Here is a 23,512-nt window from a genome sequence, read left to right as displayed (position 1 = left end):
TTTAGAAAATTTGTTCGTGTAAAACTAAAAAAATAAAAGCTGAACCTCTGATTTTCAGAGTCCAATTAGCACCTTTTCACGAAGAAATACGAATTCAATTAAAGATTGAGTAAAAAGGAAAATTATTCGCAGGCACTTTATATTTTTCAATACACATTATAAAGCAATAACGTATTATAATTGCATTATTGTTATTTACACCTTAAAATTTTAAGAAATAAATAAAAAAACGACTTTTTTTTACTAATTTTTAGATGAAATATTCTGCAGTTTTAGCGGATAAAAGTTGGGCGGCATTCTTCATATTATAATCAAGATCCTTACTGGTATCTTGTATTTCCAATACATCAAAAACACCTTTACCCTTTAAAGCATCTTTTGATATTTGTAGTGCTCCACAAATTGTGATTACTGGGATTTTATAATTTTTACCAAGTTTAATTACTCCTTGTAATAATTTACTGTTCAGGTTTTGCTCATCTATTTTACCTTCGCCAGTTATGATATAATCAAATTTTTCTTGATTCAAAAGTTGTTTTAATCCAGATAATTCAACACTAAAGTCCATGGCTCCCAAACCTTTGGCACCTAAAAACGTTTTCAACCCAAAAGCTGCTCCACCCGCAGCCCCTGCACCCGGCAAATCATTATAAAATACTTTATATTTTTCTGAAACTACTTTGTTCAGCCTTATTAAACCCTTATTCAATTCCATTATAGAATTTTCGCTTGCCCCTTTATATTTTGCATAAACAAAAGCTGCACCGTCTTTACCAAATAATGGATTAGCAACATCATGTACCATAAAAATGTCTACATCTTTCAATTGTGCTATAACTCTAGATTCATCTATGGATTTAATTAATTGCAAACTTGACCCCAAAGGCATTAGCACTTCTCCCTTATCATCTAAAAAATCATATCCAAGAGCACTGGCTATCCCAATTCCACCATCATTGGTAGCACTTGCGCCAAGACCTATATAAATATGTTTAATACCTTTCTCTATAGCATCTTTTATTTGTAATCCTGTTCCATAAGTACTAGTAAGCATTGGGTTTCGCTCATCATAGGACAACAATTGCAGACCAGAAGTATTTGCCAATTCTATATATGCGGAATTACTCTGCTTATTATATAGATAGTACGATCGTATTGGCTCACCTTTTGGGTTTTCACTGATTACATCAACAGAAATACATGGCCTATATTTTGCTACGGTATTTAAAAACCCTTCTCCACCATCGGTTGCCTTAATATACTGGGTACTAAAAGGCTTCCCTAATTTTTTCATACCGGAAACAAATGCATCTGCGAAAGCTTCACTCGTTAGAGAGCCTTCAAATTTATCTGGAATTAGTAATAGTTTCATTTATTTAAATTTCTGGGGGAAACTATTTATTGAGATATCCCATAATTCTGGGAGAATAAAATATACAAAAAAGGTCAATATAAAAATAGAAATTATATTCATAAATAAACCCTTACCTACCATATCCGGAATTCGTAGGTAACCAGAACCAAAGACTACAGCATTGGGTGGTGTGGCAACCGGCAACATAAAAGCACATGATGCCGCAACCGCCGCCCCTACCATTAACACAAAAGGGTGCACGTCTATAGTCAAGGCCATTGGCGCCAATACCGGCAGTAACATTGCGGTCGTAGCCAAGTTAGAGGTTATCTCGGTTAAAAAATTGACCGAAGCTATCAATACCAATATGAGTATAAGTATTGGTAGACCCGATAAAGTTGTCATTTGACTACCTATCCACTCGGCAAGTCCACTAGATTCAAAACCTTTGGCCAAGGCCATACCGCCTCCAAAAAGTAGAATAATTCCCCAAGGCATTTTTACCGCCTCTTCCCAGTTGATCAATTGCTCATCTTTTTTCTTTGAAGGAATTAAAAACAACACAATAGCAAAAAATATGGCTATTATGGTATCATCAAGCGCTGGTAGCAGTTTTTGTAATAAAACTGACCGTGTAATCCAACAGAATGCGGTCAAGGCAAATACCAAGGCAACGATCTTTTCTTCATATGTTATTCTGCCAAGACTTGACAATAAGCGTTGTATTTCTTGTTTCCCGCCCGGAAAAGACTTTTGTTTAAAGCTAAAGGCATATTTGGTCAAGTATTTCCAACAGATAAAAATTAGGATAATGGAAATAGGCAAACCAAAAGCAAACCATTGCATAAACGTTATTTCATAACCATAGGTATCCAATATCACCCCTGCCAACACTAAATTGGGCGGAGTACCTATTAAGGTTGCAACACCACCAATAGATGCACTGTAGGCTATTGCCAGCATCAATGCCTTACCAAAGGTCTGGTTTTCATCTTCTACGATATCTGGGTTATCCTGTAATTGTTTAATTATAGCCAAGCCAATGGGCAACATCATCACTGCCGTAGCCGTATTGGAGATCCACATGGACAAAAATGCAGTTGCCATCATAAAACCTAAAATTATCTTTCTAATATCAGAACCTATTAAATTGATAATATTCAGCGCTATTCTTCTATGTAGATTCCATTTTTCTATTGCAATGGCGATTATAAAGCCCCCCATATATAAAAAGACATACTTATGACCAAACGCGCCAGATGTTGACGATAGATCCAAACCACCTGATAACGGAAACAACACCAAGGGCAGCAATGCAGTTACCGCAATAGGAATTGCTTCGGTTATCCACCAAATAGCTATCCAAATGGTAGATGCCAATACGGCATTTGCCTGTACGGACAAACCTTCGGGACGAAAAAAGAACAGAATAAGTATAAAGGAAACAGGACCCAAAACCAGACCCAATAATTTAGTTTTACTCATAAAAGCACCATTAACGGGTTGAAAATACGTTATTTAAGAACTAACTAGGGCTATTTAGCCGGCTATTTCACAATTTTAGACCTTAATATATTATAACCCAAGATCAACCATGCCGCCATCAAGAAAAGTCCTCCGATCGGTGTTAGTGGTCCAATTACCTTGAGGTCAATACTAAATAGCGAATTCAAAGACAACAGGTATATGGAGAATGAAAACAATAGCACTCCTATAACCGTGCATATATAAATTGTTTTTTCTGACTTTAGAAATTCTTTTGGCAACAGACCAAGCGCAAATAAGAAAAAAGCATGATACATTTGATACCTTACCCCGGTTTCAAACGTCGTCACTGCTTGGGTATCTACCAATTTCTTCAACCCATGTGCACCAAAAGCTCCAAACACCACCGCCAGCATTCCAAATACGCATGCAGTTGTTAAAATTGTTTTTTTCATAACTTTAACTATAACTTTTTTTATAAATGTAACAATTTGATACCTTAGTAAATCCTTACCAATCAAAAATACTGAAATCGTATGATGCGAAAAATTCTTGTTATAGGCGCAGGTAAATCTACCTCCTATTTATTAGACTACCTATTAGGCAAAGCAACCACAGAAAATCTACATATTACTATTGGCGATATAAATCCTGCCGCCATACCAACTTCTATTGCCAATCATAGCCATTGTACCGTTATTGGTTTAGATATTTTTAATGACACGGAGCGAAAGGATTCTATTGCAGCTTCTGACTTGGTTATTTCTATGCTACCTGCCCATTTCCACATTAAGGTTGCAGAAGATTGTGTTCAACTGAAGAAGCATTTGGTCACAGCATCCTACGTTAGCCCTCAATTATTGGGCTTAAATGATAAGGTAAAGGAAAACGGATTGGTTTTTATGAACGAAATAGGTTTAGATCCAGGGGTTGACCATATGAGTGCCATGCAAGTTATAGACCGTATTCGTGAAAAAGGAGGCAAAATTATACTGTTTGAATCTTTTTGTGGCGGTCTTGTTGCCCCTGAACATGATAACAACCTATGGAACTATAAATTTACTTGGAACCCAAGAAATGTAGTGCTCGCAGGACAAGGTGGCACGGCTAAGTTTATACAGGAAGGCACCTATAAATACATACCCTACCACAGACTTTTTAGAAGAACAGAATTTTTTGAAATTGAAGGTTACGGAAGATTTGAAGGTTACGCCAACCGTGATTCACTGAACTATAGAGAAGCTTACCAATTACAAGACGCCCTAACCATATATAGAGGTACCATGCGCCGTGTAGGATTTTCCAAAGCATGGAACATGTTTATACAATTAGGGGTTACAGATGACACTTACTCCATTGAGAACTCAGAAAACATGAGTTACAGGGAATTCATTAACCTATTTCTTCCTTATTCTCCTACAGATTCCGTAGAACTTAAACTAAGACATTACTTAAAACTTGACCAAGATGATATTCGATGGGATAAATTACTTGAACTCAACATATTTGATCAAACTAAAGTACTAGGTATACCAAACGCTACCCCAGCTCAGGCACTTCAAAAAATTCTTGAAGATAGCTGGACACTTAAAGCCGAAGAAAAAGATATGATCGTTATGTACCATAAATTTGGTTATGAATTAGATGGAGAAAAAAAACAAATTGATTCTAAATTGGTGGTAACAGGTGAGAACCAAACCTTTACCGCAATGGCAAAAACAGTTGGTTTACCCGTAGCCATGGCAGCATTAAAAATACTTAATGGCGAAATAACAACACCGGGAGTTCAAATACCCATTTCTAAAGAGGTTTATGAACCTATATTGAAGGAACTGGAAACTTATGGTGTAAATTTCAAGGAATATGAGGTACCTTATTTAGGGTACAACCCCAATTCTGTAATTACATAAGGTATTTTAACTATCATTCTGAAACCAAATAAGTACATTTATGTTTTGATTCCTTATTGAGGATGCAATTTCTTTAAGGCTTTCCTTGAAATAATAAACATATTCATAAGCTCACCTCCAATCTATGGATTGGGGTTATTGATTTAACGATATATGAAAACACCTACTTCTTTGGCTAAAATTGACGGAATTGACAAAAAGATCTTACGATTTCTAATGGAAGACGCTCGTAAACCAGTACTAGAAATTGCTAGAAGTATTGGCATATCTGGGGCGGCAATACATCAGCGACTAAGAAAACTAGAAGCTTCTGGACTTTTATCCGGTTCTAAATTTATTGTCAATCCCAAATCATTGGGTTATACTACCATGGCGTATATTGGCATTTATTTAGATAAAGCTATGAGCAACCCAATGGCAGTGAAACAACTTGAAAAAATACCCGAAGTGTTAGAGTGCCATTATACTACCGGAAACTGGTCTATTCTAATTAAAGTACTTTGTCGTGACAACGAACATTTAATGCAAGTGTTAAACAAGGAAATTCAAGCAATAGAGGGAGTTTCAAGAACAGAAACCTTTATTTCATTGGCACAACAGATCGACAGGCAAATCACTATTTAATATTTTGATTTAATCTAAATAAGCTTTAGATTTGCCCTATGAAAGTGGTTTTTCAATCTAAATTTTATACGCTTTATCAATCCGATAAAGAGAAATGTCATTACCTTGACATGAACCAAAAGACCATTAAATTATCTTTTTGCCAGTTGCTTGCCCTACGCAACAAAGTGCAAAATATTTCAATAGAAAATCATTTTGATTCTGACCTTAACAAACATGGTTTTGAAGTATTAATGCTTTGCAACAAAGAGCACTTATTCATATTAAATACCATTGAGCTTTTAGACTTAAAAACGTTGGTAGACTATAGTTTTATATCGCTTGATATAGACCACATAGTAACCACATCTTAAAGTTTACCCAGTTTTCTTATTTATAATTGGTCTTAAATCAAATTCAAATTAAGACCCAAATACTATAATTCATATTATAGTCGTTACTTTTATACTAAATTTTAAGAGTAATGAAAGATATAGCGAGATTAAACATGAGTATTAAGGTAACATCTTTAGATGCCCTTAATGACCAAATACAGATGGAAGGCAAGGCTTCTTCATCTTATTTAGCAATGGCATCATGGTGTGATCAGCATTCATATACCGGTAGTGCAGAATTTTTCTACCGACAAGCAAATGAAGAACGTGAACACATGATGAAAATTTTCAAATTCATCAACGATTGTGGTGGCAATGCAATTTCACCGGAAATATCGAATATAAATCATGACTTCTCTTCTTTAGAGGAAATTTTTGAAACTGCATTAGAGCAAGAAATTGCCGTAACCAATTCGATCAACAAAATCATTTCTTTGGCGAAAAAGACCGAAGATTTTGCTGTTGAGAATTTCTTACAGTGGTTTGTAAAAGAACAATTAGAAGAAGAGAAATCTATGAGAGATATTCTAGACCTATTTGAAGTAATCGGTAGAGAAGGAATTGCCCTTAAATTAATTGATGAGCGTATTAAATAAATAACTTATCTAACTTAAAAAAGGGAGCTTACTTTTGCAAGCTCCCTTTTTTTTATACCTATACTTTATGTTTAGTCTCTGCCTCCAAATACTTGAAGTCCCCAGTAGACCAAAGTTGCCAATGACCCAATAGCAGCAACTAAATATGTACGTGCCGCCCATTTTAGAGCATCCTCTGAGCCTTCAAACTCTTGTGGGGTAACAACGTTCTTATTCTTAAGCCATGCCAATGCCCTATTACTTGCATCATATTCAACAGGCAAGGTTACAAAACTGAACAGTGTTGCCATACCCATCATTATTAGACCGGCAACAGCTACCCAATAACCAAAACCAACACCGGCAGCAGCACCCAATGCCAAACCACCAAACACAACCCACATAGACATCCCAGAGGTTACACTAACAATAGGTACCAATTTAGATCGCATACCCAACCACTCATAGGCTTGTGCATGCTGTACGGCATGCCCTACTTCGTGAGCGGCTACCGCAGCTGCAGCAGCATTTCTTTGATTATACACACCTTCGCTTAAGTTGACCGTTTTATTTTTTGGGTTGTAGTGATCTGTAAGCATACCAGCAGTAGATACCACTTTTACATCGCGTATGCCATGATCCGCCAACATCTTTTCAGCAATCTCGGCACCACTCATTCCATTTTGCAAATGCACCTTAGAATAATGCTTGAACTTACTCTTTAATTTATTACTAACTAACCAGCTGACCAAAGCTATAGCCCCGATCAATATATAATATCCCATCATAACTTTTCTAATTTTAAATCGATTAAATATACTAAAGATTCATACTTAAATATGAATCTACATGTATAAAAGCAAAAACCCCGCCAAATTCCTTTCGGATATGACGAGGCATATTTTACTGACAATTTGTACAGATTAGGCTACAATCTCTTCCCAACCAAAAGCTTCCATTATCTCTTGATATACCACTTTGCCTTCTACAATATTTAATCCCTTATGTAAAGATGCATCTTTTTCACAGGCTGCTTCCCAACCCAAATTAGCCAACTTTAATGCGTAAGGCAAAGTTACATTGGTCAATGCCATGGTAGACGTATAAGGTACCGCACCTGGCATATTAGCTACAGAATAGTGTACCACATCATCAATGATATAAATAGGATCTTCATGCGTGGTAGGCCTGGTAGTTTCAACGCATCCGCCTTGATCTACGGCAACATCCACGATTACAGTTCCTGGTCTCATTTCTTTCAACATGTCTCTAGTAATCAAATTAGGAGCTTTAGCACCTTTCAACAAAACACCTCCTATAATTAAGTCGTGCGTTTTAATTAATTTTCTAATATTAAACTCGTTTGAGAATTCTGTTACCACATGTGGCGGCATTACATCATTTACATAACGCAAGCGCTTCATGTTAATATCCAAAATAGTAACATGCGCACCTAGGCCTGCTGCCATTTTAGCAGCTTGTATACCCACTACACCTGCACCCAACACCAAAACCTTACCTGGAGCAACACCTGGAACACCTCCCAAAAGTACCCCACGTCCTTTTACGGGTTTCTCCAAATATTTTGCACCTTGTTGTATGGCCATTCTACCTGCAACCTCTGACATGGGCGTTAAAAGTGGCAATGTACCCTCTTCATCTTCAACGGTTTCATACGCTATACAAATAGCTTTTTGTTTGATCATTGCCTTTGTCAATGCCTCACTAGATGCAAAATGAAAATATGTAAATAGTATTTGCCCTGCTTGAATTAGATCGTACTCTTCTTCTATAGGCTCTTTTACCTTTACGATCATTTCGCTCATGGCATATACCTGACCGATCGTATCAAGAATAATTGCACCAGCTTGTTGATAATCTTGATTGAAAAAACCACTGCCTTCACCAGCCTCTGACTGTACATATACTTTGTGGTTGTTCTTTACCAATTCGAAAACACCGGCCGGCGTCATACCTACCCTGCTTTCATTGTTCTTAATTTCTTTTGGAATACCAACAATCATGATTTATCATTTTATATTACACTGCAAAATTGATACTAATTAGTCATATATCAAACAATAATTCGATAAAACACAGGGGTCTCATGTCATAATTATCATTTTATAACCACTATACCCCTATTTTTTAGGGGGTGCATTTCATTTAGTGATAAATAATTCAATTAAACTTCAAAAATTAGCTATTACCTTGATGAATATTTAACGCAAAAAAAAGAGGCAATTCCCATTGCCTCTTTTCTAGTTATACTACCTAAGAATTAACCAACGATATTTACAATTTTACCAGGTACTACAATCACCTTTTTAGGAGTACGCCCTGCCAATTGTTGTTGGGTTTTTTCATGTGACATAACCGCCGCCTCTATTTCGTCTTTATTTAAATCTAAAGACAACTGCATGGTAAATTTCATTTTACCGTTAAAGGATATCGGATATTCTTTATCACTTTCTTTGATATACTTTTCTTCAAATTTTGGGAATGGTGCCGTAGCAATAGACTCTGAATGACCCAATTTGCTCCACAATTCTTCCGCAATATGTGGCGCATATGGCGATACCAATATAGCCAATGGCTCCAATACTTTTCTGCTGACACATTTTTGAGCTGAAAGTTCATTTACACAGATCATGAAAGTAGATACCGATGTATTGAAACTGAAGTTTTCAATATCCTCTTCTACCTTTTTAATGGTCTTGTGCAATGTTTTCCAAGATTCTTTAGAAGGCTCTTCTTCACTTCGGCTATGCTCAGCGATCGCGGTTTCATCTAAAAATGGCGTGTACAATTTCCATAATTTCTTTAAGAAACCATGTGCTCCGGTGATACCTGCCGTGTTCCAAGGTTTAGATTGCTCTAACGGACCTAAGAACATTTCATACAAGCGCAGACTGTCCGCCCCATATTCTTCACAAATAGCATCTGGATTTACTACGTTGTATTTGGATTTGGACATTTTTTCGACTTCGCGACCTACTTTAAATGTTCCATCCTCTTCAGTGATAAATTCCGCATCAGCAAATTCATCCCTCCAACTTTTAAATCCTTGAATATCCAACTCGTCCGATGCATTTACTAATGATACATCTGCGTGAATTGGAGTTACATTTCTTCCTTCTATTAAGCCTTTAGAAATCAATGTTTTTCCATCCTCATCTCTATATACAAAAGCACTAGTCCCCGTAATCATTCCTTGGTTGATCAGCTTTTTAGCAAACTCATCTTTAGGCACCAAACCTTTATCGAACATGAATTTTTGCCAAAAACGAGAGTACAATAAGTGACCTGTTGCGTGCTCGCTTCCACCTATATATAAATCTACATCTTGCCAGTAATTAATGGCTTTCTCTGAGAATATTTCTTCGCTATTATGCGGATCCATATACCTATTAAAATACTGCGAACTACCCGCCCAACCAGGCATAGTATTCAACTCTAGCGGAAATACAGTGGTATTATTTATCTCGCTATTATTCACTACCTTATTGGCAACGGTATCCCAAGCCCATACCTCAGCGTTACCTAATGGTGGTTCGCCGGTTTCGGTTGGCAAATACTTTTCCACTTCCGGTAACTCAATCGGCAAATGTTCTTTTGCGATCATCTGCGGCATACCATCTACATAATATACAGGGAAAGGTTCTCCCCAATATCTTTGGCGACTAAAAACAGCATCGCGCAAACGATAATTTATTTTTCCTTCACCATGTCCTATTTTCTCCAACTCATAGATTGCCAATTTCATGGCTTTCTTATACGGCAATCCGTTTAAGAAATCAGAGTTGGCAATTATTGTTTTATCCTTATCGGCAAAAGCTTCTTCAGAGATATCAACTCCCTCAAAAATATTCGGTATCGGAATATTAAAATGCTTTGCAAAGTCATAATCGCGCTGATCACCACATGGCACGGACATTACCGCGCCTGTTCCATAACCCGCTAATACATAATCACCGATCCAAATAGGAATAGGCCCTTTTGTAAATGGGTGCTCTGCATAGGCACCTGTAAATGCACCGGAAATGGTTTTTACATCTGCCATACGATCACGCTCGCTACGTTTTGCCGTTGCTTCAATATATGCCTCTACCTCAGCTTTTTGCTCTGCCGTAGTTATTTTACCTACCAATTCGTGCTCTGGCGCCAAAGTCATAAAAGAGACTCCGAAAATAGTATCGGGGCGAGTAGTAAACACTTCTATTTTTTCATCATGGTCTTTCACATTAAAAATAGCCGATGCACCTTGAGATCGACCTATCCAATTCGTTTGCGAATCTTTCAAGGGCTGGGGCCAATCTATCTTATCCAGTCCGTCTAACAAACGTTGTGCATAGGCAGATATACGCATGCTCCACTGGGTCATCTTTTTACGAACCACAGGGTGACCTCCACGTTCTGACACTCCGTTCACTATTTCGTCATTTGCCAAAACCGTACCCAATGCCGGGCACCAGTTTACCTCGGTATCCGCCAAATAAGTTAATCTATATTTTAAAAGAATTTCTTGCTTTTCAACATCAGAAAAATTGGTCCAGTCCTCCGCAGAAAAAATAGCAATATCATCATCGCAAACCGCATTTACATTGGCATTGCCTTCTGCCTCAAATACTGAAATTAAAGTATCTATATCTTCCGCCTTATCCGTATCGGTATTATACCAAGAATTGAATATTTGAATGAATATCCACTGTGTCCATTTATAATACTCCGGACTAGAAGTTCTTACTTCCCTGCTCCAATCAAAAGAGAAACCTAATTGATCTAATTGCCTTCTATATGTTTTAATATTGGCTGCAGTGGTTATTGCAGGATGCTGACCTGTTTGTATGGCATATTGCTCTGCAGGCAACCCAAAAGAATCATACCCTTGCGGATGCAATACATTAAAACCTTTATGTCTTTTGTAACGTGCATAAATATCACTGGCAATATACCCTAACGGATGACCAACATGGAGTCCCGCACCAGAAGGATAAGGGAACATATCCAGCACATAAAATTTTTCCTTTTCAGAATTATTCTCCGCTTTAAATGTTTGGTTTTCTGCCCAGTATTTTTGCCATTTGGCCTCAATTTCGTTGAAATTGTATTGCATGATAGTTACTTCTTTTCTGTAAGTGGCAAAAATAGGTTGAATCGTTGAGAGTTAAAAAGATATTGCTAATTAACAGCTTTACTTCTACAAACTATAGAACTATTGCCAATTGACTAAATTTGGTATCTTACAATCGTGAAATTAATGTGTCCCAAAAAATTAGTCTTTTTACTTTTCATATTCTGTTTGGTTTCCATAGAAATGAAAGCCCAATTAGGATTTTGCGGTGGCAATTCTGGCGACCCTATTTTTACAGAAGATTTTGGTGCCGGGACAAATAACGGCCCAGCTTTGCCCGCTGGCACAACCACATATAACTTTACCGCCTTTACCCCTAATGATGGGGATTATACTATTTCTAGCACCACAAATTACTTTGATTGGCTATCATTACAGGATCATACCCCTGGAGACACCAATGGAAAAGCATTTATCGTCAATGCCAGTTTTACTGCCGGGGAGTTCTATCAACGTGAGGTTACGGGATTATGTGAAAACACTACCTATGAATTTTCCTCTTGGCTCATTAACCTTCAACCTGCAAATAGCTGCGAAGGCAACAGTATACCCGTTAACGTTCGTTTTCAAATTTGGGACGAAACGGACACTAATCTCTTAGCCCAAGGTGATACAGGAAATATTTTCAATACCGGCACCACCGAGTGGAACCAATATGCCTTGGTGTTTAGAACCGAACCAGGACAAACATCGGTCATTCTAAAAATGAGAAACAATAGTAATGGAGGTTGCGGAAACGATTTGGCCATAGATGACATTTTATTTAGGTCATGCGGAGACAACGTTACGGTCTCAACACCATCTAATGAAGTAAGTTTAGTGGTATGTGAAACCCAAGGCGGAGTCTCAAGAACACTTACGGCTACACCAGATTCTTCTGTTTTTAGCACACACGCCTACCAATGGCAGCATAGTACGGACCAACAAAACTGGACAGATATTCCTGGTGAGAATAGTGCCATTTTAGATACCCCATTAGTAACCACAACTACCTATTTCAGGACAAAAATTGCCGAAGATGTAGTCAATGTCAATAACGATCTTTGCAATGTGGTGTCCGATGTTTTTGATATTACCGTTTTACCTATACCAGCAGCTCCAACAAGTAACGGGGACATTATGGTCTGTGAAGGAGAATTGGGAATATTAACGGTAGCCACTCAAAATAACTACACCGTTAATTGGTATGACGCCCCTACCGGTGGAAATTTAATTTTATCCAATAGCCAAAATTTAGAAATTGGTGTCGGCGGCACGTATTATGCCGAAGCAAACTCAACTGAAATAGTATGTGCATCTACCACAAGAACAGCGGTAACGCTCACCGTAAACCCCTTACCAATAGCACCAGATGACATGAGCACATTTTTATGTGAAGATTCTTTTACCACTTTAGATGCCGAGGTTCAAAATGTCGCCTATCAATGGAACACGGGTGAAACCACACAACAAATTGATGTTACCACACCGGGCGATTACAATGTGGTCATTACCAATGCAAATGGTTGCTCAACTATACGAAATTTTAATGTGGAACAAATAGATCTTCCCAGAATAGACAACATTATATCCGATGGAGCATCTATACGCATAACTACTATTAATGATGGAAATTTTGAATATTCCCTAGACGGAATTTCATTTCAACCAAACCCCACTTTTGATGCTGTTGAAGGTGGATTTTATACTATTTACGTGCGGGACAATACAGATTGCGGCGTAGTAACCCAAGATTTTTATCATCTGGTGATTCAAAAATTCTTTACCCCAAATGGAGATACGTTCAACGATTTTTTTGAACCTGACGGATTAGAGGTTTTTAGCAACATCACCATTTCTATTTATGATCGTTATGGCAAGCTTATAAAATTTGGGAACACAAACGCCACCTCTTGGGATGGCACCTTTAATGGAGAAGATATGCCAGAAGATGACTATTGGTATCTAATTGAAGCAGACACGGCTCAATTTAAGGGGCACTTTAGTTTAAAACGTTAAGGCTTATTTTTTTAAGTACCATTTCACTTTACTTTGCTATTTTTACTGCACTTTTAAGCACTATGGCTAATTCTTTCGAAAATTATCAAAGACGCAAACTTATCTCCTCGTACTTTTCCGTGGTGTTAAGTATTGCATTGGTCTTATTCCTATTGGGAATTTTAGGACTACTTGTTTTAAACACCAAAAAAATGGCAGATCGCTCTAAAGAGCAGATTACCATTTCCGTATTTCTAAAAGAAAATACCAAGGAAATTGAAGTGGAACAACTCCAAAAAACCTTGGCAATGTCAGAATACACCAAGTCTTCTACCTATGTTTCTAAAGAAGAAGCCGCAAAAAAACATAGTGAAGAAATTGGGGAAGATTTTGTAGACTACTTAGGCTACAACCCTCTTAAAAACTCGATAGACGTAAAGCTAAACGCTGATTTTGTTACTGCAGAAAAAGTTGAAGAGATTGCCGCAACACTTTCTGAAAAAAGTTTTGTTGACGAGGTCAGTTATGATAGGGTGCTGGTTAGCATGGTAGCAAAAAGTGTAGAACAAATAGGTTTCTGGATTTTAGTAGCTAGCGCCATTTTCACCTTTATTGCCGTATTGCTGATCAACAGCTCCATACGCCTTTCTATTTACTCAAAAAGATTCATCATAAAGACCATGCAAATGGTAGGTGCTACCAAAACGTTTATCCGTAGACCATTTATATGGCAAAATATTAAATTAGGTATGATCGGTGCTACTATTGCATTGTTGGCCATTGGTGGTGTCGTATACTATGTAAATACTAATTTTGAAGACTTAGGGTTACTAGAAGAACCTTATATTTTAGTCACCTTATTTATAGGCGTTTTTCTACTGGGTATACTTATTTCGTTCATTAGCACCTATTTCGCCACCCAGCGCTTCTTAAATCTTAGAACGGACGAATTATATTATTAAATTTGCGGCATGAGTAAAAAGAACAAAATTGAACAGCAACCTAAACAGGAATTTATTTTTCAAAAGAAGAATTACATGTTCATGTTCATTGGACTTGCCTGTATTGCAGTAGGATTTATTTTAATGAGCGGTGGCGGCAGCGATGACCCCAACGTTTTTAATCCTGAAATTTATAATTTTAGAAGAATAAGACTTGCCCCTACTTTAGTGCTTATTGGCTTAGGTATAGAAATTTATGCCATTTTGTTGAACCCACACAAAAAGAAAAATTAATTGGATACTTTAGATGCTATTATACTCGGTATCATACAAGGATTGACCGAGTTTTTACCTGTTTCATCAAGTGGTCATTTAGAATTGGGTAAAGCTATTTTAGGTGATAATTCTGTACAGGAAGAAAGTTTATTGTTCACCGTTGTACTTCATTTTGCTACCGCACTAAGTACCATTGTAGTCTTTAGAAAAGATATTTGGGAAATTATAAGTGGTTTGTTTCAATTTAAATGGAACGAAGAAAGCCAATTCTCTGCTAAAATAATTGTCTCTATGTTACCTGCAGTATTTGTAGGTCTGTTTTTTGAAGAGCAATTAGAAGCTTTTTTTGGCGGCAATATAAGGTTCGTAGGCTTTATGTTGATCATTACCGCTGTACTCTTATATTTTGCCGATAAAGCCAAAGACACCGATAAAAAAGTGAGTTTTGGAAATGCCTTTATAGTTGGCATTTCTCAAGCCATAGCTATGCTACCCGGTATTTCACGAAGTGGTGCTACTATTTCTACCTCTGTTCTTTTAGGCGTAGACAAATCTAAAGCCGCAAGATTCTCTTTCTTAATGGTTGTTCCATTGATCTTTGGTAAGATCGCGAAAGACCTTATGAGCGGAGAATTAACTTTTGACGGGGAAAACAACGTTGCTATGGGTGCCGGATTCATTGCCGCCTTTGTTGCCGGACTTGCCGCTTGTACTTGGATGATCCAATTGGTACGTAAAAGCAAGCTATCCTATTTTGCCATCTATTGTCTTATTGTAGGATTGATCGCCGTTATTTACGGATTTACTAATCCGTAAAACATCAAAAACACCCAAATTCATGAAAGATTTGACCAAAGAAGACTATTTAAACGGTCAAGTATTATTGATCGATAAACCACTGGAATGGTCCTCTTTTCAAGCGGTCAATAAATTGAAATGGGCGATTAGAAAAAAGTTCAGCTTAAAGAAATTTAAAATAGGTCACGCAGGTACGTTAGATCCTTTAGCAACAGGTCTTTTGGTGATTTGTACAGGTAAGTTCACCAAAAAAATTACCGAATTCCAAGGTCAGGAAAAAGAATACACAGGTATAATTACTTTAGGCAGTACAACACCTTCTTATGACTTGGAAACCGAAATCAATGAGACTTTTTTGACGGATCATATAACGCCAGAGCTTATAAAAGCTGCCACCCATGAATTTATTGGTGAAATAGAACAAGCCCCGCCTGTTTTTTCCGCATTAAAAAAAGATGGTAAACGTTTGTACGAACTGGCAAGAGAAGGTAAAACCGTAGATATTCCAAAAAGAAAGGTACATGTAAGTGCATTTGAAATTACCGACATAGACAACTTGAACGTGCATTTTAGAATTGCATGCAGCAAAGGAACATATATAAGGTCTATGGCGCACGATTTTGGAAAAGCATTAAACTCCGGAGCACATTTAACGACCCTTAGAAGAACCAAAATAGGTGATTTTAACGTAGATAAAGCCCAAGACCCTTTGGACTTCGCCGATTTATTATTGGCACCAGAAGAAAATAAATAGCAGATTTTGAAATGCCATTTATCGATCTTCTAAAATATTTTGGTATTATTAAGGTTATATATTCATGAATCTGAACAGAAAACAATTATCATTACTTGCCACTACCTTTAGCCTGTCTATTGTAGTGCTGGTTTTGTTTGGTATTCAGTTCGGTGGCCAAGAGGAATCTCACGAAGACTATGTGGTTGAAATGATTATGGACCCAGAGGTATTGGAAGAAATTCTCAAAGAAGAAGATCCGGTTGATGATGAAATGAAAGCCGATCCAATAAAAAGTCATTTAGCTTTTAACGAAACCGCAAAACCTAGCTACGGTAATCCAGAACCATTACAGACTTTAGAAGAGCTGATGGAAGAACGTAGTGAAATGAGTGACGGTGACCCTACTGAAAGTATGATTTCCGATTCTGGTTATTCTGAAAGGGTAAAGGCCTTGGCCAAAAAGAGAGAAGAAAAAAAGCAGCTTTTAGGAGAAAAGGAAGCGCAAAAAAAAGAATTTACCAATAACCTTGCCGCCAGACGAACGTCTGTATCCTATTCTTTGGTTGATAGAAACAACTACAAATTACCCCCACCAATATACACTTGTATTGAAGGAGGAAAAGTTGTTATCAATATAGAAGTAAATGCACTAGGCTATGTAACCGAAGCAGATTACAATGCAAAAAGTTCTGGAACATCTAACGGATGTCTTGTTGAAAACGCCATTAATTATGCTTTGAAAGCAAGATTCAACAGTTCTGAAAAAGATTCCCAAAAAGGCACCATTACCTATTTATTTCAAGGGAAGTAATTCCAGCAGATCTTGAATTATACTTTGCCCCTTATCCTTATTGTAAAAAATTTGAAGATTCTGTTTAAATTCAGGCGTTAGTTTACCGTACTCCGACTTATAATCTTCCACTAGCTTAGTTGCCTTTTCAGATCTTGGACCCCATGTAGCCGCAACCGTATTTTCCTTAACATCAACCGCAATTAATTTTGGTATTGACCTACCTCCATTGGTCAAAAATTGATCCATAATATGTAAGTTCTCATCTCTTAAGATTATGGATAATGATATATTAGGATTGATTTCAGTGAATTTATGCATAACTGGCAGCGCAGGAGAAGCATCGCCACACCAGCTCTCCGATAATACTACCCATAAAACTTTTTGATCCACAGACTTTATCTTGTCAACAACCTCATCGGTAAACTTCAAGGTTTTATCCCACCTACGCATACGGCTGTTATTCAATTGGGTATATTGTGAAAGTGCTTCAGTTTGCTCAGGGCCGGTAGACGCTCCTTTTTCAGCTAGGTCAGAAACCAATACCCTATACTCGGCATAACTATAACCGTTATTTAATCCCTTTGCTTTAATATCTTCCAATAATAACTCCATAATGCTTACTTTAAAATATCTTGATCGATCACATTAGTAGCGTTGCAAATAGAATACTTACAAATTTTCAGGATTGACGGCCAGACTGTTGAATAATTTGGCCTTCGCCGTAAAATATTTATTTTCTACTTGATTCTGTTTTAAGACCGCATCTATTAACTTTGATTCCCTTGAATTGATCAAAAACAACGAGCTCTCCCCAAAACTGAATTTTCGTTCTTCCGCTGCTAGCAACGCCTCATAACTGGCAACGATATCATCTATTAAAATATTCTGATTTTCAAAAGAAGCCAACTCATTATATATAGCCAATACCTTATTTTGAATTTGCACCTCGGCGTTATCTAACTCAAACTGTGCATCCCTTAATTTCAGTTTAGCCAATTTCAAATCTCCCCGTTCTTTTCTTAAAAATAAAGGCAACTCAAAATTTAAACCACCCTTATAATTTTGGGTTTCCAATGAATTTAAATACTCGGGCGTTTCAGTAATAAACTTATACTCAACGTCAATTTTAGGTAATAGTTTATTTGTTTTTAATCGCTTATCTACGCGTAAACCATCTATTTTATACCCTAAGGATTTTAGTTTAGGATGATTTTCAAGGTCAAAACTATCTAAAGGTTTACCTAAAATTTCCAAGGCTTGATCTATCTCTACATCTAAAGACAGTTCTGGCACCACACCTGGTTGTAATTCCATAGGTATATTATCTCCCATCCAGAGAAAATTGGAAAGCTCCAATCTTGCGTTACGTAAAACTACATTAGCCTGCTCTCTTTCCAAAGCTCTGTTTTGTACGGCAATTTTAGCCTCAACGGTATCAATAGCAGCAATTTCACCAGCGTTGGCACTTTTATTGACCCCCTCTAACCTTACTTTAGCGTTCTCTAAAAAATCATTGAACAAAATACTATTCCTATAAGCCTGCAACCAATTGAAATATGCCAATGAAGCATCGAACAAAATTTGATTGACCAATAGATCCCTATCGGCTTTAGACTGCTCCCTAAAAAACTTTGCTTTCTTTACGGTTGCCATACGCTCATTGATCCATGAACCACGTCCTAGAGAAAGGGCAACCCCGGCACTGTACAATCCATCATCAGGTACATTTCGCTCTGCGTTCAAGTATTCTCCAGAGTACTGCTCAAACTCGCCTTTTAATTCTATACCATACCAGGTAGGAATTTTAAACGTAGTATTTAAAAGATCATAATATTCCGTTCCCTTAAATTCTTTAGTTGCATAATCTACCGCTATTTTGGGATCAAACCCACCACGGGCCTTCATTAGATTTGCTTGCCCAACGCTCATTACCATCTCAGCTTGTTTAGTTATAGGATGGTACTTTTTTACATATCCTAAATACTCTTTAAACCCTAGCTGGACAGAATCTACGGTTTGGGCCGACACAAAAAAACCGCCACATATACAGAAAAAGAAAAAAATGCTTCTCATCATTATTTTTTTACGGGTTTGTCCTGGGCACCTTCAGGTTGGTAATAGTTAGGTGGAAAACCATTTAACTGACGCCAAAGCTCATACCAAATAGGCACATCTTCCAATAAGGCAATAGTATTTGCCCCTGAACCAACACGTAAGGCATCTGGCCATGCTTGATCTTCTTCATCCGGAGATAATAGCACCCTATATTTTCCATTAGGGTTTATAAACGTTTCTATAGCTACCACCTTACCCGCATAGGTACCATATGATGCATTTGGCCATCCGCTGAAAACGATAGCCGGCCAACCATCAAATTGTATTCTAACACTTTCTCCTAAATGGATCAAAGGCAAGTCTATTGGAGCCACAAAAGTTTCAACCGCCATATCATAATCTGCCGGCATAATACCTACCAACGGCGTGCCTTCTTTAAATGTTTCTCCTATACCTGCTGTTAACACCTTATTGATATACCCATTTTGCGGTGCCTTAATATAACGCAGCTCACTCCTCATTTTATAATTGGTATAATCATTCTCCAACTTACTGACCTGAGCCTCAGAATCAAATTGATTGGACATTGCCGTAAACTTATCGCTTTGTGCCTTTGAGATCTTATCTGTATATGATGCTTGAACACTATTGATTTCTACTTCCGCATTGATTATTTCGTTTTTGGCCGCCAATAATTTGTTCTCTTGCGAGAGCAACTTTGCTTGGGTTTCTTGCAATTTCAACCGTTTTGCCTCAACATCTGTTACCGCTTTTAAACCTTCGCTCTCTAATTGCACAGTTCTTTCAAACTGCCTTTCAGCAATTTGAATATTTGTCTTAGCGGCCTCAAAATCAATACTATCGCTTTGTGCCTTTAATTTGGCCTGAAGCAGCTTGTTCTTTGCTTGCTCAAGTTTTAACCTTCTTTCATTGATAAGTGCCGCAACTTGATTATCCAATGACTTCACCTTTTCACCATATGAGGTTACAGATGAACTCTTAGATTTTAATTGTTGCCCAGTACGCTCCACTAAATCTGGATCAAAATATTCTGATTTCACTTCAGAAATGAACAATATGGTATCTCCTTTTTCTACATAATCTCCTTCTTGTACATACCATTGTTCTATTCTACCCGGTATTTGTGATTGAATGGTTTGGGGTCTTTGCCCCGGGGTCAACGTAGTTAAATTACCTCTAGCGGTTATGGTCTGCGTCCAAGGCAAAAACAGTACTATGACACCTACCACGGCAAATGCCAAAAGAAACCTATTAAAATGCTTGTAGTGCCTCTTGTGGTTTACCTTCTGTACCGATTTGAATCTATCTATAGAGACTTTTTGGTTAAGTTTGTTATGAGATATATTAAGCATCTTTTCCTTGGATTTCGTTAATAATCTGTCCTTTTTCCATGGTTATGATACGCGAACATTTTTTAATCCACTTATCGTTCTCACTTACTACAAGTAATGCCCAACCATTAGCTGGATCACTTAAAAAACTCAAAATACGGTCTGCTTCATCTACATTGAACTGATCAAGCGGGTCTTTAAGAATGAGCAGTTTTGGCTTACGGACAATACTTCTAGCCAACACTATCTTTTTTGACACGGTATATGGAATCTGTTTACCTTCAGGGTACAATACCGTATTAAGACCTTCTGGTTGTTTTTTTACAAAATCCGTAAGTCCTACTTTATCTAACGCCCAATACACTTGCTCATTTGTGGTCTCTTTATCACCAAAGGTGATGTTGTTCAAGATTGTACCCTCAAATGGGGATTCTTCCGGTAATGATTGACCTAAGTGCGAACGGTAATAATTAAGGTTCATACCTTTTAACGAAACTCCGTTCACATACACACCACCACTGTCTGGTTCAATGATTCCCGCAATTAAGCGCAATAAAGTATTTTTACCAGAACCACTATTACCTCTTAGAAGAATAGTACAACTAGGGGATATGGTTAAACTTAGATCCTTAATTATTTGTCTTTTTGGCTGTGGTACACTGTAAGATATTTCACTTAGCTCAACAGTAAAGGCCTGGTTCTCCATAAATGGTTTTTCTCCTTCTTGAGCCTCAAGTTCTTTATCTACCACTTGCCCCATCTTTTCTAGAGATGTCAATAAATCATAAAACGTTTCCAATCCTAAGATTAATTTTTCAACCGAACCGATTACTAAAAGAATAATAATTTCGGCCGCTACGAACTGACCAATGTTCATCTCTTGATTAAGCACCAATAACCCACCGATCAATAAAAGACCTGCGGTGACCAAAACCTTGAACCCGATCATTTGAATAAACTGCAATACCAAAACCCTAAAATGACTTTCCCTTGCATTGAGGTAATTGACTACGAGGGTATCATTTTTATCCAATGCGTGAGATGTTTTACCAGATAACTTAAAACTTACTATAGACCTGGCTATCTCTTGAAGCCAGTGCGCAATTTTATATTTACTCTTAGATTCATCTAAACTCGTATCCAGACCTCTTTGAGCGGTAAACTTGAACACCACATAAATCAACAACAGCAACAACATACCGTAAACAATAAAAAATGGGTGATAAAACGATAGTAGCAATAACCCAAAAACAATCTGCAGTAATGCCGCAGGAAAATCTATCAATACTTTTGATAAGGATTTTTGAATAGTCAAGGTATCAAAAAACCTATTTGCCAATTCTGGCGGATAGTAATTGTGCAGTTCGCTCATTTTAATTTTAGGAAAACGATATGCAAACTCAAAAGATGCCCTAGTAAATATCTTTTGCTGTACATTTTCAATTATTCTTATTTGCATAAGCTGCAGCACCCCAACAAAAGCAACACCCAATGTCACCAAAATGACCAATACGACCCAAGATGAACTAATTTGAGCACCTTGCATTAAGTTTATTATTGCCTGTATACCCAATGGTAACGACAAGTTGACAACCCCCGCGAATATGGCATAATAGAAAACTTGAAAAATATCCTTTTTATCCAGTTTTAAAAGTCCTAAAAAACGCTGCCAGGCAGTTAGTATGTTTTTACTCATTTAAGTGTTGTTTTAATGTATTGAATACAAGGTGGGTCAAATATTGTGTTGGTGTCACTTTCTTATTGCAATCTGTAAGTGACGGAAAGTGCTCTCTTAAATAATGTTGGTGCAAACCATTTTCCAAAATGGTACTTGCTAAACTCGTAGGATATTCATAATCTGCATCAACCTCGGAAATCATGGTAGACAAACGTCCTACCAATCTTTTATATATAGCGTAATAACCTTCTTTATTCTCTTCGTCTACTTCTTTGGTCAAATAGGCTTTAGAATATTCATTGATTACAATTTGATTTAAAAAGACTTCATTGACATGAGAAAATGCGGAATCTTCCTTGATTTCCCTAGTTATGATGATAATGGACTTTAATAATTTTTCTTTTGGATTTTTAATACTGTGCGTTGCAAAGACCAATTGATATTCCATCCACCCCCAGTACCAAGAGGTTAGGTAAACAAGTAATTTATGTTTGTTTTCAAAATACCTGTAAATAGAACTTTCGTTAGAACCTATTTGATGACCTAACTTTTTAAAAGTAAACCTTTCAAAACCAATTTCGTTGATCATTTGAATACTGTACTCAACGATTTTTTTACCTAGTCCAGAAGATTCAGGGTCCTTTAAATAAAGTTTCTCATTAACTTTTATCTGCACCCCTTGCAACAGCCTATCCATAATACTATCAATTACATAAAGTGTAAATATAATAGTATTACTATCAACTAATAATAGTTTAACAACTATTAACTTAAATTTAAACTTTCTTTAATGGGCTCCAAAAAAAATTAAACACTATTCTACCAAATTAAAGAAAAAGGTAAGTTCTGATCTTTTTAAATACTTTTGTCATTAAAGAAACTTTCTATGGAACCAGTAAGATGCGGTTGGTGCAAAGGCGATACGCTTTATGAAGCATATCATGACCAAGAATGGGGCGTACCCGTTAAAGACGATGATTTACTGTTCGAGTTTTTAGTGTTGGAAACCTTTCAAGCTGGTTTAAGCTGGATCACTATTTTAAAAAGACGAGAAAATTTTAGGGTTGCATTCGATCATTTCGATTATAAGAAAATTGCTAAATATCCTGAAACCAAAATCCTCTCTTTACTACAAGATGAGGGCATTATCAGAAACAAATTAAAAGTTAGGGCAACGGTGACCAATGCTATTGCCTACATGGAAATTCAGAAAGAATTTGGTAGTTTCAGTAGTTATATTTGGGAATTTGTAAACAATGAACCTATTAAGAACAAAGTAGTAGATTACAAAGATGCCCCTGCCAATACACCCATATCAGATGCCATTAGTAAAGACCTAAAAAAGCGCGGTTTTAAGTTTGTGGGCAGTACTATTATTTATGCGTTTATGCAGGCTACTGGCATGGTAAATGATCATCAACTAGATTGTTTTAGATACACTGAAGTGTAA

The 23,512-nt window shown here is 37.0% G+C and carries 22 protein-coding genes; 11 read left to right on the top strand and 11 right to left on the bottom strand.

What is annotated here, in order from left to right:
• Window positions 1-250: 250 nt before the first annotated feature.
• The 3 genes from CSC80_RS08260 to CSC80_RS08250 all read right to left on the bottom strand — a co-directional run bounded on the left by CSC80_RS08260 (window position 251) and on the right by CSC80_RS08250 (window position 3,294).
• Entirely contained in the window at window positions 251-1,372 is a 1,122-nt protein-coding gene (locus CSC80_RS08260) for a glycerate kinase (protein WP_091608559.1), read from the bottom strand.
• Window positions 1,373-2,839 carry a DASS family sodium-coupled anion symporter gene (locus tag CSC80_RS08255; RefSeq protein WP_099190967.1) on the bottom strand — a complete coding sequence of 489 codons (1,467 nt, stop codon included), beginning with the start codon at window positions 2,837-2,839 and terminating at the stop codon, window positions 1,373-1,375. It lies immediately after the preceding gene.
• Between the two features lie 62 nt (window positions 2,840-2,901).
• The gene (locus CSC80_RS08250) at window positions 2,902-3,294 is read right to left on the bottom strand and encodes a DUF423 domain-containing protein (RefSeq protein WP_091609145.1); all 393 of its coding nucleotides are present in this window, start codon (window positions 3,292-3,294) and stop codon (window positions 2,902-2,904) included.
• Between the two features lie 81 nt (window positions 3,295-3,375).
• Between CSC80_RS08250 and CSC80_RS08245 the strand changes: the two genes are divergently transcribed.
• The 4 genes from CSC80_RS08245 (at window position 3,376) to CSC80_RS08230 (ending at window position 6,343) form a co-directional block, all read left to right on the top strand.
• Window positions 3,376-4,749, top strand: a complete 1,374-nt coding sequence (locus CSC80_RS08245) for a saccharopine dehydrogenase family protein (protein ID WP_091608557.1) — start codon at window positions 3,376-3,378, stop codon at window positions 4,747-4,749.
• A gap of 153 nt (window positions 4,750-4,902) precedes the next feature.
• Complete coding sequence (locus CSC80_RS08240; protein ID WP_071340506.1) at window positions 4,903-5,373, top strand: Lrp/AsnC ligand binding domain-containing protein; 471 nt, start codon at window positions 4,903-4,905, stop codon at window positions 5,371-5,373.
• 38 nt (window positions 5,374-5,411) lie between these two features.
• Complete coding sequence (locus CSC80_RS08235) at window positions 5,412-5,726, top strand: hypothetical protein (RefSeq protein ID WP_071340507.1); 315 nt, start codon at window positions 5,412-5,414, stop codon at window positions 5,724-5,726.
• Between the two features lie 110 nt (window positions 5,727-5,836).
• Window positions 5,837-6,343 (top strand): ferritin, encoded by a 507-nt coding sequence (locus tag CSC80_RS08230; RefSeq protein ID WP_058104923.1) that lies wholly within the window; start codon window positions 5,837-5,839, stop codon window positions 6,341-6,343.
• A 71-nt stretch (window positions 6,344-6,414) separates the two neighbouring features.
• On the opposite strand, the gene CSC80_RS08225 is transcribed toward CSC80_RS08230, so the two are convergent.
• The 3 genes from CSC80_RS08225 to leuS form a co-directional block, all read right to left on the bottom strand.
• A complete protein-coding gene (locus CSC80_RS08225; protein ID WP_091608554.1) occupies window positions 6,415-7,110 on the bottom strand; it encodes a zinc metallopeptidase in 696 nt (231 codons plus the stop codon).
• 135 nt (window positions 7,111-7,245) lie between these two features.
• The gene (ald, locus tag CSC80_RS08220; protein ID WP_071340510.1) at window positions 7,246-8,346 is read right to left on the bottom strand and encodes an alanine dehydrogenase; all 1,101 of its coding nucleotides are present in this window, start codon (window positions 8,344-8,346) and stop codon (window positions 7,246-7,248) included.
• Window positions 8,347-8,603: 257 nt separating this feature from the next.
• Complete coding sequence (leuS, locus tag CSC80_RS08215) at window positions 8,604-11,438, bottom strand: leucine--tRNA ligase (RefSeq protein ID WP_099190965.1); 2,835 nt, start codon at window positions 11,436-11,438, stop codon at window positions 8,604-8,606.
• Window positions 11,439-11,639: 201 nt separating this feature from the next.
• Between leuS and CSC80_RS08210 the strand changes: the two genes are divergently transcribed.
• The 6 genes from CSC80_RS08210 to CSC80_RS08185 all read left to right on the top strand — a co-directional run bounded on the left by CSC80_RS08210 (window position 11,640) and on the right by CSC80_RS08185 (window position 16,995).
• Window positions 11,640-13,454, top strand: coding sequence for a T9SS type B sorting domain-containing protein (locus CSC80_RS08210; protein WP_180268589.1), 1,815 nt, complete (start codon window positions 11,640-11,642; stop codon window positions 13,452-13,454).
• A gap of 62 nt (window positions 13,455-13,516) precedes the next feature.
• Complete coding sequence (locus CSC80_RS08205) at window positions 13,517-14,395, top strand: permease-like cell division protein FtsX (protein WP_074670269.1); 879 nt, start codon at window positions 13,517-13,519, stop codon at window positions 14,393-14,395.
• Between the two features lie 9 nt (window positions 14,396-14,404).
• Complete coding sequence (locus CSC80_RS08200) at window positions 14,405-14,668, top strand: DUF3098 domain-containing protein (protein WP_058104917.1); 264 nt, start codon at window positions 14,405-14,407, stop codon at window positions 14,666-14,668.
• Window positions 14,669-15,466: an undecaprenyl-diphosphate phosphatase gene (locus CSC80_RS08195; RefSeq protein WP_074670271.1), complete on the top strand. Its 798-nt coding sequence runs from the start codon at window positions 14,669-14,671 to the stop codon at window positions 15,464-15,466.
• 22 nt (window positions 15,467-15,488) lie between these two features.
• A complete protein-coding gene (truB, locus tag CSC80_RS08190; RefSeq protein WP_074670274.1) occupies window positions 15,489-16,202 on the top strand; it encodes a tRNA pseudouridine(55) synthase TruB in 714 nt (237 codons plus the stop codon).
• A 64-nt stretch (window positions 16,203-16,266) separates the two neighbouring features.
• Complete coding sequence (locus CSC80_RS08185) at window positions 16,267-16,995, top strand: hypothetical protein (RefSeq protein WP_074670275.1); 729 nt, start codon at window positions 16,267-16,269, stop codon at window positions 16,993-16,995.
• Here the strand turns inward: CSC80_RS08185 and CSC80_RS08180 are convergent.
• Genes CSC80_RS08180 through CSC80_RS08160 form a run of 5 tightly spaced genes read right to left on the bottom strand, consistent with a single transcriptional unit; the run spans window position 16,978 to window position 22,759 of the window.
• Entirely contained in the window at window positions 16,978-17,589 is a 612-nt protein-coding gene (locus CSC80_RS08180; protein WP_099190961.1) for a thioredoxin family protein, read from the bottom strand. The two genes, CSC80_RS08185 and CSC80_RS08180, sit on opposite strands and share 18 nt — an antisense overlap.
• A 57-nt stretch (window positions 17,590-17,646) precedes the next feature.
• Window positions 17,647-19,053 (bottom strand): TolC family protein, encoded by a 1,407-nt coding sequence (locus tag CSC80_RS08175; RefSeq protein WP_236973345.1) that lies wholly within the window; start codon window positions 19,051-19,053, stop codon window positions 17,647-17,649.
• On the bottom strand, window positions 19,053-20,405 hold the full coding sequence (locus tag CSC80_RS08170) for a biotin/lipoyl-binding protein (RefSeq protein WP_058104911.1): 1,353 nt from the start codon (window positions 20,403-20,405) through the stop codon (window positions 19,053-19,055). The genes CSC80_RS08175 and CSC80_RS08170 overlap by 1 nt, the downstream gene beginning before the upstream one ends.
• Window positions 20,398-22,080, bottom strand: a complete 1,683-nt coding sequence (locus CSC80_RS08165) for an ATP-binding cassette domain-containing protein (RefSeq protein ID WP_099190957.1) — start codon at window positions 22,078-22,080, stop codon at window positions 20,398-20,400. The genes CSC80_RS08170 and CSC80_RS08165 overlap by 8 nt, the downstream gene beginning before the upstream one ends.
• Window positions 22,073-22,759 (bottom strand): TetR/AcrR family transcriptional regulator, encoded by a 687-nt coding sequence (locus tag CSC80_RS08160; protein WP_099190955.1) that lies wholly within the window; start codon window positions 22,757-22,759, stop codon window positions 22,073-22,075. The genes CSC80_RS08165 and CSC80_RS08160 overlap by 8 nt, the downstream gene beginning before the upstream one ends.
• A 189-nt stretch (window positions 22,760-22,948) precedes the next feature.
• On the opposite strand from CSC80_RS08160, the gene CSC80_RS08155 reads away from it, so the two are divergent.
• Window positions 22,949-23,512, top strand: a complete 564-nt coding sequence (locus CSC80_RS08155) for a DNA-3-methyladenine glycosylase I (RefSeq protein ID WP_091608530.1) — start codon at window positions 22,949-22,951, stop codon at window positions 23,510-23,512.

The sequence above is a fragment of the Maribacter sp. 6B07 genome (genome assembly GCF_002700155.1).
Taxonomy (GTDB): Bacteria; Bacteroidota; Bacteroidia; order Flavobacteriales; family Flavobacteriaceae; genus Maribacter; species Maribacter dokdonensis.
Note: the sequence above shows the minus strand (reverse complement) of the source record. Positions and strands in the feature narration are given on the sequence as shown.